18 protein-coding genes are annotated in these 15,175 nt (G+C 50.1%); 14 read left to right on the top strand and 4 right to left on the bottom strand.

Annotated elements, in window-relative coordinates; all coding sequences use genetic code 11:
- Positions 1-290 precede the first annotated feature (290 nt).
- The 3 genes from rpoE to JG50_RS0107190 all read left to right on the top strand — a co-directional run bounded on the left by rpoE (position 291) and on the right by JG50_RS0107190 (position 2,979).
- On the top strand, positions 291-755 hold the full coding sequence (gene rpoE, locus JG50_RS0107200; protein ID WP_033100429.1) for a DNA-directed RNA polymerase subunit delta: 465 nt from the start codon (positions 291-293) through the stop codon (positions 753-755).
- Between the two features lie 140 nt (positions 756-895).
- On the top strand, positions 896-2,515 hold the full coding sequence (locus tag JG50_RS0107195) for a CTP synthase (protein ID WP_033100428.1): 1,620 nt from the start codon (positions 896-898) through the stop codon (positions 2,513-2,515).
- A 155-nt stretch (positions 2,516-2,670) separates the two neighbouring features.
- Complete coding sequence (locus JG50_RS0107190; protein ID WP_052154093.1) at positions 2,671-2,979, top strand: cytochrome C oxidase subunit IV family protein; 309 nt, start codon at positions 2,671-2,673, stop codon at positions 2,977-2,979.
- A gap of 51 nt (positions 2,980-3,030) precedes the next feature.
- Here the strand turns inward: JG50_RS0107190 and JG50_RS0107185 are convergent, their stop codons facing one another.
- Positions 3,031-4,221 (bottom strand): MFS transporter, encoded by a 1,191-nt coding sequence (locus JG50_RS0107185; RefSeq protein ID WP_052154092.1) that lies wholly within the window; start codon positions 4,219-4,221, stop codon positions 3,031-3,033.
- Between the two features lie 251 nt (positions 4,222-4,472).
- Between JG50_RS0107185 and JG50_RS0107180 the strand changes: the two genes are divergently transcribed.
- Positions 4,473-4,976: a GNAT family N-acetyltransferase gene (locus JG50_RS0107180; protein WP_033100427.1), complete on the top strand. Its 504-nt coding sequence runs from the start codon at positions 4,473-4,475 to the stop codon at positions 4,974-4,976.
- A gap of 556 nt (positions 4,977-5,532) precedes the next feature.
- On the opposite strand, the gene JG50_RS0107175 is transcribed toward JG50_RS0107180, so the two are convergent.
- Positions 5,533-5,982, bottom strand: coding sequence for an SRPBCC family protein (locus tag JG50_RS0107175; RefSeq protein WP_033100426.1), 450 nt, complete (start codon positions 5,980-5,982; stop codon positions 5,533-5,535).
- 271 nt (positions 5,983-6,253) lie between these two features.
- Between JG50_RS0107175 and kapD the strand changes: the two genes are divergently transcribed.
- A complete protein-coding gene (kapD, locus tag JG50_RS0107170; protein WP_033100425.1) occupies positions 6,254-6,856 on the top strand; it encodes a 3'-5' exonuclease KapD in 603 nt (200 codons plus the stop codon).
- 21 nt (positions 6,857-6,877) lie between these two features.
- On the opposite strand, the gene JG50_RS0107165 is transcribed toward kapD, so the two are convergent.
- Positions 6,878-7,402, bottom strand: a complete 525-nt coding sequence (locus JG50_RS0107165; RefSeq protein WP_033100424.1) for a GrpB family protein — start codon at positions 7,400-7,402, stop codon at positions 6,878-6,880.
- A 167-nt stretch (positions 7,403-7,569) separates the two neighbouring features.
- Between JG50_RS0107165 and JG50_RS0107160 the strand changes: the two genes are divergently transcribed.
- The 8 genes from JG50_RS0107160 to JG50_RS18750 all read left to right on the top strand — a co-directional run bounded on the left by JG50_RS0107160 (position 7,570) and on the right by JG50_RS18750 (position 14,594).
- Entirely contained in the window at positions 7,570-7,938 is a 369-nt protein-coding gene (locus JG50_RS0107160) for a response regulator (RefSeq protein ID WP_033100423.1), read from the top strand.
- 62 nt (positions 7,939-8,000) lie between these two features.
- Entirely contained in the window at positions 8,001-8,339 is a 339-nt protein-coding gene (locus JG50_RS18155; protein WP_235281637.1) for a hotdog domain-containing protein, read from the top strand.
- A 31-nt stretch (positions 8,340-8,370) separates the two neighbouring features.
- Positions 8,371-9,195 carry a 3-keto-5-aminohexanoate cleavage enzyme gene (kce, locus tag JG50_RS0107150; protein ID WP_033100422.1) on the top strand — a complete coding sequence of 275 codons (825 nt, stop codon included), beginning with the start codon at positions 8,371-8,373 and terminating at the stop codon, positions 9,193-9,195.
- An 86-nt stretch (positions 9,196-9,281) separates the two neighbouring features.
- The gene (fba, locus tag JG50_RS0107145; protein WP_033100421.1) at positions 9,282-10,136 is read left to right on the top strand and encodes a class II fructose-1,6-bisphosphate aldolase; all 855 of its coding nucleotides are present in this window, start codon (positions 9,282-9,284) and stop codon (positions 10,134-10,136) included.
- A 79-nt stretch (positions 10,137-10,215) separates the two neighbouring features.
- Positions 10,216-10,863, top strand: coding sequence for a fructose-6-phosphate aldolase (gene fsa / locus JG50_RS0107140; protein ID WP_033100420.1), 648 nt, complete (start codon positions 10,216-10,218; stop codon positions 10,861-10,863).
- A 365-nt stretch (positions 10,864-11,228) separates the two neighbouring features.
- Entirely contained in the window at positions 11,229-12,191 is a 963-nt protein-coding gene (glpX, locus tag JG50_RS0107135) for a class II fructose-bisphosphatase (protein WP_033100419.1), read from the top strand.
- A 62-nt stretch (positions 12,192-12,253) separates the two neighbouring features.
- Positions 12,254-13,528 (top strand): transcription termination factor Rho, encoded by a 1,275-nt coding sequence (gene rho, locus JG50_RS0107130; RefSeq protein WP_033100554.1) that lies wholly within the window; start codon positions 12,254-12,256, stop codon positions 13,526-13,528.
- 79 nt (positions 13,529-13,607) lie between these two features.
- Positions 13,608-14,594: a M23 family metallopeptidase gene (locus JG50_RS18750; protein WP_052154091.1), complete on the top strand. Its 987-nt coding sequence runs from the start codon at positions 13,608-13,610 to the stop codon at positions 14,592-14,594.
- Between the two features lie 38 nt (positions 14,595-14,632).
- On the opposite strand, the gene JG50_RS20010 is transcribed toward JG50_RS18750, so the two are convergent.
- The gene (locus JG50_RS20010; RefSeq protein ID WP_160173826.1) at positions 14,633-14,797 is read right to left on the bottom strand and encodes a hypothetical protein; all 165 of its coding nucleotides are present in this window, start codon (positions 14,795-14,797) and stop codon (positions 14,633-14,635) included.
- Positions 14,798-14,866: 69 nt separating this feature from the next.
- On the opposite strand from JG50_RS20010, the gene rpmE reads away from it, so the two are divergent.
- Positions 14,867-15,067 carry a 50S ribosomal protein L31 gene (gene rpmE, locus JG50_RS0107120; protein ID WP_033100418.1) on the top strand — a complete coding sequence of 67 codons (201 nt, stop codon included), beginning with the start codon at positions 14,867-14,869 and terminating at the stop codon, positions 15,065-15,067.
- The last annotated feature ends 108 nt before the right edge of the window (positions 15,068-15,175 follow it).

The raw sequence follows: 15,175 nt of genomic DNA, 5'->3' as shown, positions 1-15,175 counted from the left end.
ATCAAGAACCGGTGGAATCCTGTTTCAGGACTTTGTAAACATGCTGAGGGCCTTATACAGAGGCCCTTTTTTTGCTGTCAAAACAAAGACAGGATTCAGGTTAACAGGTGTGTTGGCAGAAGATATGAAGGCATAAACAGGGGGAATCACGAATTTGTAGAAGAAAGGGGGCGCTGAAAAGCGATAATCCCTTCTTTTGGTTGACTTCCCCCGGTTTTTGGATAAAATAGTTGTACGAGAAAAATAGGGATTCTACGGGACGACCTATATTTGGGAAGGATGTGTCCAGCTTGAGTGACAACCTCGCTTTGGAGAAGATCAGAGAAACCGCCATGGTAGATTTGGCCTACAACCTGTTGAAGGAAAAAGGCGACGCGATGATCTACCGGGAGATCATGGATGAAATCGCCAAGATCAAAGGATTTACCGAAGAAGATATCACAAGATACATTGCGCAGCTCTATACGGAAATCAACATTGACGGCCGTTTTGTCTGTGTGGGACGGAATTTGTGGGGGCTTCGTGAATGGTATCCGATCGAGCAGGCTACGGATTCGGCTGTAGCCGGGAACATCAAAGAGGATGATCTGGACGACGAATTGGACAGTGATCTGTATGAGGATGAGGACGAGGATTACGATCTCGATGCCATGGACGAAGATGATCTCGATCTCCCCTTGGACGACGATGAAGACAATCCGTTCGGGGAATTGGATGATGAGACGGAAAACGGAGACGATGACGAAGAGCTTTAAGCCTTGACAAGAAAACGTGCCTACGATAAATTATTTTTTGGGCTCATTATGAACGGATTCAAAAGAGCGCCCCTAAACCGGGGGCGCTCTTTTCTATTTTTTGATAACTGGGGCATCCTATTTTTGGAGGGAAGATCATTATGGCGAAATATATTTTTGTAACCGGAGGTGTGGTTTCCTCACTGGGCAAGGGAATCACGGCTTCCTCATTGGGACGATTACTCAAGAATCGCGGCCTGAAAGTAACCATTCAAAAGTTTGATCCGTACATTAACGTCGATCCCGGTACGATGAGTCCTTATCAGCATGGCGAAGTGTTCGTGACGGATGACGGGGCCGAGACCGATTTGGACCTGGGCCATTATGAACGCTTTATCGATATTAACCTCAGCAAAAACAGCAACGTGACCACAGGGAAAATTTACTCTGCCGTGATCAATAAAGAACGGCGCGGTGATTATCTGGGCGGAACCGTGCAGGTGATTCCCCATATTACCAATGAAATCAAGGATCGCGTCTTCCGGGCGGCACGGGAAACAGGTGCCGATGTGGTGATTACGGAAATCGGTGGGACGGTCGGCGATATCGAAAGTTTGCCGTTCCTGGAGGCGATTCGCCAGATCAAAAGCGATGTCGGGCGCAAAAATGTAATGTATATTCACTGCACATTGGTTCCGATGCTTAAGGCGAGCGGTGAGTTAAAAACAAAACCGACGCAACACAGTGTCAAGGAATTGCGCAGCATCGGCATCCAGCCCAATGTGATTGTGTGCCGCACGGAACACCCTCTGTCCGAGGAATTGAAGCGGAAGATCGCCCTTTTCTGCGATATCGACCGGGAATCGGTGATCGAGGCCCGCGATGCGGAAACGCTGTATGAAGTTCCGTTGATGATTCAGGAAGAGGGATTGGACGAAATCGTGGTCCGGCATTTGGGGCTTGAATGCGGAAAAGCGGATATGACCGATTGGATTCGCCTGGTGGAAAAGGTGAAAAACTTGACCCATACGACCCGGATCGCCATCGTCGGCAAATATGTAGCCTTGCATGATGCTTATATGAGCGTGGTGGAGGCACTGCGCCATGCCGGGTTTGAACGGGACACCGACATTGAGGTGAAATGGGTCAATTCCGAAGACGTGACCGAGCAAAATGTGGATGACTTGCTCGGAGATGTGGATGGCATCCTCGTGCCCGGCGGCTTCGGCGACCGCGGGATTGAAGGGAAACTGGTAGCCACCCGTTACGCCCGGGAGAACAAAATTCCGTTCCTGGGGATTTGCCTCGGTATGCAGATGGCTTGTGTCGAGGGGGCACGCAACGTACTCGGATTGGAAGGGGCGCACAGCTCAGAAATTGACCCGTCCACCCCGTACCCGATTATTGACCTGCTGCCGGAACAAAAAGAAATCGAAGATAAAGGCGGCACGATGAGGCTGGGTCTGTATCCGTGCAAACTGGAGCAAAACAGCCGTGCTCATCAGGCTTACGGGAAAGATTTGGTCTATGAACGGCATCGCCACCGCTATGAGTTTAACAATGAATACCGCGAACAGATGGAGAAAGCGGGATATCGTTTTTCGGGAACCTCACCGGACGGCCGTTTGGTGGAAATCGTTGAGTATGACCACCATCCGTGGTTTGTCGCTTCCCAGTTCCATCCGGAATTCATCTCCCGCCCCAACCGGCCGCAACCTCTGTTCCGTGAGTTTGTCAAAGCAGCATTGAACAGCAAACTGAAAGAACAGGTAAATGTATAAAGTTCACAATGGACGGAGCCCGGATCGTTTTCCGGGTTCTTTTGTGCGGTCATCACTTGTCAGATAATTGTAAATAGTTTAAAATAAAGGGTAGAGTGTAGGATCGGCGGCTTTCTTTTAACCAAGCTGAACGTTCGGTTCGGGAGGGATGGACGATGCAGCCGGATTGGGTGAGACAGAGGGAACCGGAAAAAAGGGTGAAGCGTGAATCCCCCTGGAAACATGTATTTTCCTTCGTTTGGATGATCCTGTTTACGGCGATCGCCTTCTGGATTGTCGGGGAGAATAAACTCAGTCTGGAACAGACTTTCTGGATCATCCTGATTTTGGCCATCCTGCAAGTGATCCTGCAACTTTTCACCTTTATGCATCTGGCGCAAAGAGGCTATGGCATCGTGATTCTCTTTTTCGCTCTCGGTCTGTTGATCGCCGTGATTTCAGCGGTGGGAATCATCTTGATGTAATAAAGAAGGCAAAAGGTGGCGATACTGGCAGCCACCTTTTTTGAATGGGTTTCATTTTTCCTTTGCTGCCAGCTCTGTTGAGGGCGGCTTTTTTTTCGTCAAGGCCAGTCCGGCGATCAGGATCACCCCGATGAATGTAAACAGGCTGAAAAAGCGGTACACGGAAAAAATGCCAAAGGCGTCCAAAATCATGCCGCCGATAAGGACGAAAAACCAGTTCCCCAAACCGGACGTCATCGCGGCGTTGAGAGAAACGGCGGTTGTTCTCACTTCGGGGGGCGCAACCGACTGGATGTAAATCAAAGAGGCAGGGAAAAAAATGCCGATCGTCAGCCCCTGTGTCAGGGTGAGAATGATCACCCAGGCCAGCGGCAAGTCAAACGAATAGAAAAACCAGCGAATCGCGCCGATGACACCGGCACAAATCGCCATCAGATGAGGGCCGTGTTTTTCAATCCATTTGCCCGAGGTATTCCAAATCGGGATTTCGCTGCCCGCCCCCAGCAAAAAACAAAAGCCGACCCCGGCCACTGTTCCCCCGATTGCCTGGTAATACAGGCCGAAGTAGGAGTTGTGGGCCAGGAGTGGTCCCATGACGCAAAAACTGGCGGTCAGGAAAATAAGAAAGCGGGGCATTCGCATCAGTTTGACCAGCCCTTTGCCCACTTCGGCCCGCCGGAATTCCCCTTCACGCGGCATGAACCAGGCGAAGATGGCGCTGATCCACAGACTGAAGGCAAAAGCGAAAAAGATGACCTTCAGGCCGAACATTTCCGCCAACGTACCGCTGACCCAGGCGGCAAAAGCGAAGCCGGCTGCACCCCACAGGCGGAATCGCCCGTAATTCAGCCCGTTTTTCGACGTGTAGTTCAGGGTCAGACTGTCGGTAAGCGGGTTGATTGCCGCCTGAAACACGGCCAGCAGGATCGCGGCGGCAAAAATGAGAAAGTATCGGTCGAAAAAGAGAAACAAAAGTCCGAGCAGACCGGTAACGATAATGGAGAGCATGAGCAACTGGCGGGGTTTGCGCGTATAATCGCTTAAAAACCCCCACAAGGGCTGGGTGAACAACATGACAATCGGGCCGATGGAGAGGATCAGCCCGGTTTGGGTTCCGGATAGTTGAATTTCCTCTTTCAGGTACACGCCGAATAAAGTGGAGAATGCACCGAGGGCGAAATAAGCCAGAAAATAAACCAGGGTTATGGATAAAAGAGTGCGTCTTTTTGTTACAGAATTCATGGGTAGTCCTCTCTTTGTCTGATTTGGCAAAAAGTGTTTTTTTATATGGATGTGGAAAAATATATAGTGCATGATCCAACCATCTGTCGGCAGGCAGGTTGCCATGGCAGGGGAGCGAGCTGTGCCGGGGAATTCGGATCCGCAGCCGGCGAAAAAGGCGGTCAACGCCATCAGACGAAAAATTCCCTTCGGTCTCCCTGCAGATCATGAAATGAACATGCCTGATATTTCATCGAGAAAGGATAAGTAGGATGCAGTTGACAACAGCCCAGCCGGAACAACTGGAAGAAATTGTGCACATGTTTGAAGATGTAAAAAAAGTGATGGCGAAGAACAACATATACCAATGGAATCAGGATTACCCCAACCGCGACATTATAAGTGAAGATCTGAGACAAGGTCACTTGTACCTGATGCAAAAAGACGGAAAAGTGGCCGCCGCCGTGACGCTTGACCGGTTTATTCCGCCGGAGTATGACGAAATATCATGGCGCGACCGGTCGGGCCAATATCTCGCTGTTCACCGTTTATGCGTCAACCCGGTTTTTCAGGGGCAGGGGATTGCCAAAAAGCTGGTTCAGGAGATTGAAAACTTTGCCCGTGAAAAGGGGTATACAAGTATTCGCCTCGATACGAAAACAACCAATCAGCGGGCGATGAACCTTTATGAATCTCAAGGTTATGAGAAAAGAGGGGAGTTTTATTTTCCCGATTTTGATCGCCCTTTTGTCGCCTATGAAAAAGTGCTTCACTGAACACAAACGAGCAGCAACCGTGGGACATCCGGTTGCTGTTTTTCTGTGAAAGTGTCGCAGGGCGGGCTGCGGGCAGCACCTCTTCGTTCCCCGCGAGTTTAACGGCCGGTTGAAATGGACGCAAGCCTCCATTTTCATGATTCATTCTAACATGTTTTATTTTGTGACTCTAAGGATTTTTATAGGTCTTTTTAAAAAACAGTTATTCATTTTCAATTTTATCTGATTGCAAGCAAGTGGCATCTGTCTCCGCCGGGAGGCAAATGCATCAAACGGAGGGGGGATCACGCGGATGGGATTTTTGACTGAAGAGAGTTCCATTTGCGCCCGGAGATTGGGGATGAGGCGGCAAGAGTCCGGGATCAACTTCTCCCTCCGATAGGATGCAACTTCACACGCCGGAATAAATCTAACTAATATAAAGGATTTTTTGTATATAAGTGAGAAAAAGATAGTGAAGACCAAAGGAAAAAGCAACTGAAGTATTATCTCCCGGACCGTCTGCATACATAAGAGTAGAATCAGGGATTTTTTGGCATGTTCGTGCAAAAAGGGGCTATTTGCCCCCGGTTTCAATGAGATAAACCAAGTTTTTCAGTTGCTTTTTTATTTTCACCCGTGCCGACATCAGCATCATCGATGCGACCGCCCGCGACAGCAGGCTTCGGGATGTGATCATGCGTTTGTAATGCAGGCGGCAGCTTTGGGGGGTCAGGGGTTCTAGACGGAAAATCTCTTCATATGGAAGGCGGGAATCGTTGATGCGCACCCCATAGATATTGGGAGAGTAAAATTCGATCACTTCCCCTTCCAGCTCCAGCAGTTGATGATCTTGCCGGAACTGTCTTTTAAATTGGCTTCCCACGGGGTTTTCGGGGTCAAACGGTGTTAACCAAACGGTATCGATCAGTCCGCTTATCCACTTCTTTTGTTTATCGGTATCGTAAATCCAGGAAAATGCTTGATCAATCGAAACGCCTATATCCAACTGTTGAGTGAGGATCATTTTTCCCCTCCGCTTATGTAGTAGTTGAGAAAAGTGAGATTGGTTTTCATCGACTGTTTAATTATCTTATAACACATTTTCACGCGAATGTGTCGCCTGCTTGCCCGACAAAAAACGATCATGTTTTGTCGGAAAAAACCGGAGATGAGGCTTGGCGGACGGGGATGGGGCATCAACGCCATCGGGAATGTCGCTGTAGGGTGTCCCAATCCTTGCCGGCAACAAACTTTTACAGAAAAAGACCGGTGACCGGGTTGCAGGAGGTTATGAGGTGGAGCGTCTTCTGTTTATCGACTTTGAATTTACCATGCCGGAGAAGACGGAAAAAGAGAGGACTCACTTCCCGGAAATCATTGAAGCGGGTGTGGTGCTGGTGGAAGACGGAAAGATTATCCGCCAGTATCGTTCGTTTGTCAAACCGGAAATCAATCCGACCCTGACCGAGAGGTGCAAGCGATTTCTGCAGATTTGCCAGGAAGATGTGGATCAGGGAATTACCTTTCGGGAACTGATTCAAACCCTTCATTCTTTTTATCGGTTGGGTTCAACGGTTGTTGTGACGTGGGGAAACATGGATATGGTCGTCTTGCGCAAATCCTGCCGGTATTGGAATATTCCTTTTCCATTTGAAGGGCGGGAAAGAGATTTGTCGATTGAATACATGCGCTTTTACGGCGAGCGGAATCAGACCGGATTGACCAAGGCGCTTGAGCAATACGGCAAAAAGGAGAAACGAAAACACCATCGCGCTTTGGAGGACGCGCTCATGACGTTTGAGATCTTTCAGTATCTGCAGCGGGATAAACAGTACTTGTACAATAAAGCGAAAAATCGCATCGGGGATTTTGTCGATTTAACCCGCGTCAGGGCTTAAGCGGCGGGAGCCTGTCGCTGATCAGCGCTTGCCTGTCTCCCACCACCGCATCGCTTTTTGCTCCAATTCCTTGATCAAGTCGTTTTTCCCGGAAATGTAATGCTCGATGGAAGCAGGATATTGCTTTGCCAGATTGATTTTCAACTCGGCATAGCGCCTTGCTTCATCGGGATGGGCGCGCAAGTAGTCACGGAAGGCGAGATGCCGCGTGATCTCGGGATTGCCCCGGGCAAAGATGTGAACGCGATGGGTGTGTACCTGCTCGCTTCCCTTAAAAAAGTAGCGTCTGCCCGGAATTCCGTATTCCCCCATCGGCACATATCCGATTGCCTTCATGTTTCCGGTCAGTTTATCGATTTTTTCAATGTCGTTGACAACGGGGATCAGGTCGATAATCGGTTTGGCGGCCAGACCGGGGACCGCGGTGCTGCCGATGTGATGGATGCAGACTGCTTCCGGACCCAGCGCTTCTTTGATTTTTTTCGCTTCGGCGGCAAATTGCTCCGGCCAGCGAGGATTGTAGGGCGTGACGATCACTTTCCGCATGGCTTTCCCCCATTTACCTTAATTACCCAAGTTCATTATAAGTCAAATTTTCCTCTTGATTTGCAGGAAATGGGCAGATCGATAAAAAAATAATAGTCAATATTATCGTTTTCATTTGCCTTTATTCAGGTGAAAAGAAAATTGACGGTGCGGGGGAGGTTTCGCGGTTGGCTCAAAACAAAAAGGTACTGGTCGTGGATGATCAATATGGCATCCGTTTGCTGTTGAAGGAAGTTTTCTCCAAGGATGATCTTGAGTTTTTTCAGGCGGCCAACGGCAAGCAGGCACTTGAAATCATACAATCGGAAAAGCCCGATCTCATATTATTGGATATGAAGATGCCAGGGATGGATGGTCTGGAACTGCTGCGACGGATCCGGCAGTTTGGAAATAAAGCGAAAGTGATCATGATGACCGCTTACGGTGAACTGGACATGGTGGCCGAGGCCAGCCGGCTGGGGGCGGTTACCCATTTTACAAAGCCTTTTGACATTGAAGAACTGCGAATGGAAGTGATTCGGCAACTGGCATCTTAAGAATCGGCAAAGGAGTGGCGAGATGATTGAAGCGAAAATTCGACTGCGCATGAGCCAGACCGATGCGCACTACGGGGGGGAATTTGGTTGACGGGGCGCGGGTCATGTCCTTGTTCGGCGATGTCGCAACCGAGATCCTGATTCGGCACGACGGGGATGAAGGTTTGTTTGTCGCTTACGACCTGGTGGAGTTTCTCGCGCCTGTTCATGCCGGCGATTTCATTGAGGCGATTGGCCGTTTGGAAAGGGTGGGAAATACCAGCCGCAAGATTGCTTTTGAGGCATATAAAGTGATTGAGGCCGGGGTTGACCCTGATCGCCCCTACCGGGCTCAGGTGTTGGAGCAGCCCCTTTTGGTCGCTCGTGCTTCGGGCACCTGTGTAGTACCAAAAGGCAGATAGGCTGACTTTTTTGTGTTCGGAGGGGAAAGAGATGTCAAAATTGATGATCACGGCAGCGTTGGTCGGAGCGGAAGTGACGCGCGACGATACTCCATACCTGCCCATCACCCCGGAAGAGATCGGCCAGGCCGCATTGGAGGCGCGGGAAGCGGGGGCGGCAATCGCCCATATTCATGTGCGGGATGAAAACGGGGCGCCATCGCAATCCAAGGAGCTCTATCGCCGGGCGATCGAAGAGATCGAAAAGCGGACTGACATTATTATCCAGGTTTCAACCGGCGGCGCCGTGGGAATGACAGCCGAAGAGAGAATGCAACCGCTGACTTTGCGTCCGGAGATGGCCACATTGACCACGGGAACGGTTAATTTTGGGCAGGATGTGTTTATGAATACGCCGGAACAGTTGCTCGCTTTTGCCGAAGAGTTTGAACGTTACGGGGTCCGTGCTGAATTTGAAATCTTCGATGTGGGAATGATAGCTAACGCGATGCATTTGGTCAACAAGGGTTTTTTCACTGGGCATCTTCATTTTGATTTCGTCATGGGTGTGCCGGGAGCGATTCCCGCTACGGCGGAGAATTTGCTGCATCTGGTGCACCAGCTGCCGGAGGGGGCAACATGGACGGTGGCAGGGATCGGCCGGCATCAGTTGCCGATGGCGACCCTCGGTATTGTCTTGGGCGGTCATGTTCGCGTTGGCTTGGAAGACAACATTTATTATAAAAAAGGGGAATTGGCAACCAATGCGCAATTGGTGAAGCGGGTGGCACGTATTGCCAAGGAACTGGGGCGTGAGATCGCATCACCGGATGAAGCAAGGCAAATTTTGCATTTAACGAAAAGTAAATTTTATTAATGATCGAGATGATTTCTACCCAATTCCAATATCTAGTGCTATAATGACAAAATGATAAAATACAGGTTTAAAAAGGAGGCTTACATATGCCACTCGTATCAATGAATGCTTTTTTGCCCCAAGCGAAAAAAGAGGGTTTTGCCGTAGGGCAATTCAATATGAATAACCTTGAGTTCGTTCAAGCGATCGCCGCTGCAGCCGCAGAAGAGCGCTCACCCTTTATCTTTGGTGCAAGTGAAGGTGCAATCCGCTATATGGGTTTGGACAATGTCGTCGCCCTTGCCAAAGTAGCCGCCAAAGAATCCGGTGTTCCCGTCGCCCTTCACCTTGACCACGGAAGCAGCTTTGATGTCGTGATGAAGTGTATCCGCGCAGGTTTCTCCTCTGTTATGTTTGATGGTTCCCATTATCCTTTTGAAGAAAATATTCGCCTGACCAAAAAAGTCGTTGAAGCAGCCCATGCTGTCGGCGTCTCTGTCGAAGCCGAACTCGGAACGATCGGCGGGGTGGAAGATGATCTCGAAGTAGCCGAAGAAGATGCTCATCTGGCTAATCCGGAAGAGGCCATCCGCTTCTGGGAAGAAACACGCGTCGATGCCCTGGCGATAGCGGTTGGAACGGCGCACGGGATGTACAAAGGGGAACCGAAAATCCGCTATGACATCATTGAAAAAGTGGCGAGCAGCATCGAGGCGCCGATCGTGCTTCACGGCGGTTCCGGCGTTCCGGACGAATCGATTAAAAAGGCGATTGCCGCCGGCGTAGGCAAGATCAATGTAAACACCGAGAACCAAGTGGCGATGGTGAAAGTCGTCCGTGAACTGTTGGATCAAAATCCGAATATGATTGATCCGCGCAAATATCTGGGTCCTGCCCGTGAAGCGATGAAAGAAGTTGTCAAAGGCAAAATGCGCCTGTTTGGCAGCTCGGGCAGGGCATAAGCTTTTAATTTGGTCGCGGAACGATTTACTGGACCATCCGGGCCTGTGATCGACTTATCAGAGTTTGGAGGAATGGATGATGAAATTTTTCCTGGATACCGCGATTGTTGACGAGATCCGCGAAGTGAATGAATGGGGCCTTTTGGCGGGCGTGACCACGAACCCAAGTTTGGTTGCCAAATCAGGGCGCGTCTTTGAAGAAGTCCTCAAGGAAATTCTCGGCATTGTTGACGGCCCGGTAAGCGCCGAGGTGATCAGCCGCGACGCGCGAGGCATGATTGAAGAGGGAGAACGCTTGGCTCAGTTGTCGGAAAATGTGACGATTAAAATTCCGATGACGACCGAAGGGTTAAAAGCGGTTCACCACTTTGCCAAAAAAGGAATCAAAACCAATGTAACCTTGATCTTTTCCGCGAACCAGGCGCTAATGGCTGCCAGGGCCGGGGCTACTTTTGTCAGCCCGTTTGTCGGACGCCTGGATGATATCGGACAGGACGGGTTGGAACTGATTCAGGACGTTGCAGAGATCTTTGGAATCCATGGCATTGACACGGAGATCATTGCCGCCAGCATCCGCCACCCGATGCATGTGACACAAGCCGCCCTGAGCGGAGCACACATTGCAACCGTCCCGTTTAAAGTGATCGAGCAAATCGTGCATCATCCGTTGACCGACCAAGGAATTGAAAAATTTGAAGCCGATTGGAAAAAAGCGACGAAAGCGTAACTTTTTTTAACTGGCGGCAGGCGATCAATCCTGTCGCCAGTTTTCCCCTTCCTTTTTTTCCAACATGGCCTTTTATTTTTATACGGGATCCTTCTGATGAAAAGGATTTCCGGCGTCAGAGGCGAAATAACCTTGACGGGGGATGTTTTCGCCCGACCGAATCCTCTCGCTTTTCCCCACACCCGTAATTACTGCCGCCACTTGCCAAATTGTCCCGGCCGATCCGCTTTCATCATGCCACTTTTCCCTGTGCCGTTCCCGCACCGGTTAAATAGGATGTAACATAATCATAAATATGTTACTCTATTTTTGGTAATGTGATACCATGAAGCGAAAGTATAAAAGGCTACGGGAGGTAGGTTAAAGTGGAAAGAAGCTTGACGATGGAAATCGTTCGCGTGACAGAAGCGGCGGCGATTGCTTCGGCTCGCTGGATGGGATTTGGCAAAAAAGACGAGGCGGACAGTGCCGCAACGGAAGCGATGCGTACCGTTTTTGACACAATTCCGATGCGTGGAACCGTGGTGATCGGAGAAGGCGAAATGGATGAGGCGCCGATGCTTTATATCGGGGAACGGTTGGGGCTGGGTTATTTGCCGGAGGTGGACGTGGCCGTTGATCCGCTTGAAGGAACCAATATCGTGGCCAAAGGTTTGTGGAACGCGATTTCTGTGGTTGCCGTAGCCAATCGCGGCTGTCTGCTTCATGCTCCCGATATGTACATGGATAAAATCGCGGTTGGACCCAAAGCGGTGGGCAAGGTGGACATTGACGCCCCGGTGGAGGATAATTTGAAGGCGGTTGCTAAAGCGTCAGGAAAAGATATCGAGGATCTGGTCGCGGTTGTGCTGGATCGTCCCCGCCATGCAAAATTGATTGAGGAGATTCGCAAAGCAGGGGCAAGGATAAAACTGATTCCTGACGGGGATGTGGCTGCAGCGATCCATACGGCTTTCCCCGACACGGGCGTTGATATTTTGTTTGGTTCCGGCGGTGCACCGGAAGGAGTTTTGGCCGCGGTGGCGCTGAAATGCCTGGGAGGAGAAATCCAGGGACGCCTGCTTCCGGAAGATGAGGAGCAGTTCAACCGGTGCGTCAGCATGGGATTGAAAGATCCGAATAAAGTATTGCGCATGGAGGATCTTGTCAAGGGAGATGACGCGATTTTTGCGGCCACAGGAGTGACCGACGGGGAACTCTTGAAAGGGGTTCGCTATCAGGGGAATCTGGCAAAAACCCATTCTGTCGTCATGCGGGCCAAAACGGGAACGGTTCGGTTTATGGAAGGAACACACCGTCTTGAGAAAAAACCGAATCTTATTCTATAATTGAGCCCTCCCCCTGTTTTGGGAGGGGACTATTTTACAAGAATCGAGTGGTGATGCAATCCATGGAGGAGCTCACGCTGAGCGAGCTGGAAAACCGCCGGTTGGTTGATTTGTACAAACTGGCGAAAGAATATCAGATTCCTTATTACTCGCAGATGAAAAAGAAAGAACTGATTTTTGCCATTTTAAAAGCAAAAGCCGAACGCGACGGCCTGATGTTTATGGAAGGCGTTCTCGATGTTCTGCCGGAAGGCTACGGTTTTTTGCGCCCGATTAACTTTCTCCCTTCCTCAGAGGATATCTACATCTCTGCCTCGCAGATTCGCCGTTTCGATTTGCGGACCGGTGACCTGGTCTCCGGTAAAGTAAGGCCGCCCAAAGAAAATGAGCGCTACTTCGGATTGCTCCACGTGGAAGCTGTAAATGGGGAAGATCCCAACGTAGCGGCGGAACGGCTTCATTTTGCAGCACTCACACCGCTTTATCCGCAAGAGCGCCTCATCTTGGAAACGACTCCGGAACGGATTTCCACCCGGATGATGGATTTGATCGCCCCGGTCGGATTGGGACAGCGCGGCTTGATTGTAGCCCAGCCAAAAGCGGGGAAAACGATGCTTTTAAAGGAAATTGCCAACAGCATCACGGAGAATTATCCCCAAATCGAACTGTTTGTGCTTCTGATCGATGAACGTCCCGAAGAAGTGACCGACATGCAGCGGTCAGTCGATGCGGAAGTGGTCAGTTCCACTTTTGATGAATTGCCGGAAAATCACATTAAGGTGGCGGAACTGGTGCTGGAACGGGCGCAAAGGCTGGTGGAGCACAAAAAAGATGTCGTGATCCTGCTCGACAGTATCACCCGTTTGGCTCGTGCTTACAACCTGGTCATCCCTCCGAGCGGACGCACCTTATCCGGCGGGATTGATCCGGCGGCTCTTCACCGTCCAAAACGCTTTTTCGGTGCTGCCCGCAATGTGGAAGAAGGCGGAAGCTTGACCATTTTGGCCACGGCTTTGGTGGATACGGGATCGCGCATGGACGATGTGATCTACGAGGAGTTTAAAGGAACGGGAAATCTGGAATTGCATCTTGACCGGAAACTGGCCGAACGCAGAGTTTTTCCGGCGATCGACATTCGCCGTTCCGGTACCCGCCGCGAAGAGCTTCTGCTTAGCAAAGGCGAATTGGAAAAGCTTTGGCAACTGCGCAAATCGATCAACGATTCTCCTGAATATGCGGAAGCGCTGATCAAAAAACTCAAAAAAACAAAAACGAATGAAGAGTTTCTCGCTTCGCTGGAACCGAAATCTCTCCGACCGACCACATCTGTTTCCTGAACTGTCATATCACTCAATTTTCCCGCATAAGGATGATACCGGGTTGATTACCCAAATTTCATCTTTATGAGGTGCTGACATGTCTTCCAAACGTGCCTTGTTGGCTTCTTCCCTCGCCATCTCCACAACCGCTTCCTGGGTGGTGGGAAACGATCAGCATCCGGCTTTTGCTGAGGATCACTTGGCTGGAATGGATGCGGACCCCGACCAGGAACATATTGCGCAAGAAGCAGTCATTCAGTATTTAAACCCGATTTCGCAAGTAGCGGAGGGGAACCTGGCCGCCACAGTGGAGACAAAACCACTCACATACCAAGTGAAAAATGGGGATACCTTGTCCTCGATCGGCCGTTTTTTCGGAATGCCCTATGAGGATCTGGCCCGATTTAACCGCTTGGAAAATCCCGACTTTCTGGAAGAGGGGCAACAGCTGAATATTCCGCTGGTTCGCAAATGGGTGCGTCTGAAGTTTGGCGATACGGCAGAGCGGTTGGCCCGGGAGTACAAAACGACGAAAGAGCTGCTTCTCCATCTCAATCCCGATTTGGATAAAGCGACGTATGCAGGTCAATTGGTGGCTGTGCCGCAAAAGGTGGAGATTCCCAAACAATCGTCTCCGGTCCCTGTGGAGAAAGAGAACCGTAAAAACCAAATGAAACTGGTGAAAGGCTCGGTTGTTCCCTTTCAGGGGTCTTATGTGTTCCGGTGGCCGATCACCGGGCAAATCACCAGCAATTTTGGCTGGCGCCATGGCCGGATGCACAAAGGGATAGATATTTGGAATGCGGCCAAGTCACAGACGGAAATCCATGCAGCGCTCGGAGGAACCGTCGTTCGCGCAGGTTACGCCGGTACTTACGGAAATCTGGTTGTCATCGATCACGGAGGTGGTTGGGTCACCTACTATGCGCATTTAAGCCGTATTATGGTGAGCAAGGGGGAAAAGGTCTCCACCGGGCAACAACTCGGATACATGGGGCAGACCGGAAGAGCGACGGGTTATCATCTTCATTTTGAAGTTCGCAAAAATGGCAAGGCTATCAATCCACTCCTTGTTTTGAAATAATCGATTGATTATTCCATATTGATTATCCCGAAAAATTATTAACCGATTCTGATCCGGATCCCGGCAGGCAGACGCCCGTCGCCTCCCGGCTGGGATGGCTGGGATGTCCGCTTTTGCCGTGGATCAGGCGTATTTTCCTGTTTAGCCGGACAAGGTGGCGGCTTTTGCCATGGGCGGCCACCTTGCGATGCTCTGTTAAACATGCTATAATACTCCAGTGATTCGAATAGATCGATTTTGTTTTTTACAGGCCAGGAAAAGAGGTGAGAATCATGAAAGCAGGAATTCATCCGGCATACAAATTGGTTACTGTCACCTGTGCGTGTGGAAATACATTTGAAACCGGATCGACCGTGGAAAACTTGCGCGTGGACATCTGTTCCGAATGCCATCCGTTCTACACCGGCAAACAAAAAACAGTGAATGCGGGCGGTCGTGTCGATCGTTTCAAAAAGAAATACAACCTCAAATAAGCAGTTTGACACTGAAGAGTCTCCAGGCAAGCGACCGTATTGGCCTTGCCTTTTATTTTTATCGTGAATTGTTATCTTTTGGCGCTAAATGTAAAAAGTACTCATACT

This window comes from Thermoactinomyces daqus, assembly GCF_000763315.1.
GTDB lineage: Bacteria > Bacillota > Bacilli > Thermoactinomycetales > Thermoactinomycetaceae > Thermoactinomyces_A > Thermoactinomyces_A daqus.
The sequence above is the reverse complement of the archived record's forward strand: the minus strand, read 5'-3'. Positions and strand labels throughout refer to the sequence as shown.

Bases quoted from the DNA above. Each gene is read 5' to 3' on its own strand.
- JG50_RS18750 (WP_052154091.1), top strand. From the start codon at position 13,608: ATGTCTTCCAAACGTGCCTTGTTGGCTTCTTCCCTCGCCATCTCCACA.
- JG50_RS0107195 (WP_033100428.1), top strand. From the start codon at position 896: ATGGCGAAATATATTTTTGTAACCGGAGGTGTGGTTTCCTCACTGGGC.
- rho (WP_033100554.1), top strand. From the start codon at position 12,254: ATGGAGGAGCTCACGCTGAGCGAGCTGGAAAACCGCCGGTTGGTTGAT.
- JG50_RS18155 (WP_235281637.1), top strand. From the start codon at position 8,001: ATGCGCACTACGGGGGGGAATTTGGTTGACGGGGCGCGGGTCATGTCC.
- JG50_RS0107165 (WP_033100424.1), bottom strand. From the start codon at position 7,402: ATGCGGAAAGTGATCGTCACGCCCTACAATCCTCGCTGGCCGGAGCAA.
- JG50_RS0107185 (WP_052154092.1), bottom strand. From the start codon at position 4,221: ATGAATTCTGTAACAAAAAGACGCACTCTTTTATCCATAACCCTGGTT.
- JG50_RS0107180 (WP_033100427.1), top strand. From the start codon at position 4,473: ATGCAGTTGACAACAGCCCAGCCGGAACAACTGGAAGAAATTGTGCAC.
- fsa (WP_033100420.1), top strand. From the start codon at position 10,216: ATGAAATTTTTCCTGGATACCGCGATTGTTGACGAGATCCGCGAAGTG.
- kce (WP_033100422.1), top strand. From the start codon at position 8,371: ATGTCAAAATTGATGATCACGGCAGCGTTGGTCGGAGCGGAAGTGACG.
- fba (WP_033100421.1), top strand. From the start codon at position 9,282: ATGCCACTCGTATCAATGAATGCTTTTTTGCCCCAAGCGAAAAAAGAG.
- JG50_RS0107175 (WP_033100426.1), bottom strand. From the start codon at position 5,982: ATGATCCTCACTCAACAGTTGGATATAGGCGTTTCGATTGATCAAGCA.
- JG50_RS20010 (WP_160173826.1), bottom strand. From the start codon at position 14,797: ATGTTTAACAGAGCATCGCAAGGTGGCCGCCCATGGCAAAAGCCGCCA.
- JG50_RS0107190 (WP_052154093.1), top strand. From the start codon at position 2,671: ATGCAGCCGGATTGGGTGAGACAGAGGGAACCGGAAAAAAGGGTGAAG.
- rpmE (WP_033100418.1), top strand. From the start codon at position 14,867: ATGAAAGCAGGAATTCATCCGGCATACAAATTGGTTACTGTCACCTGT.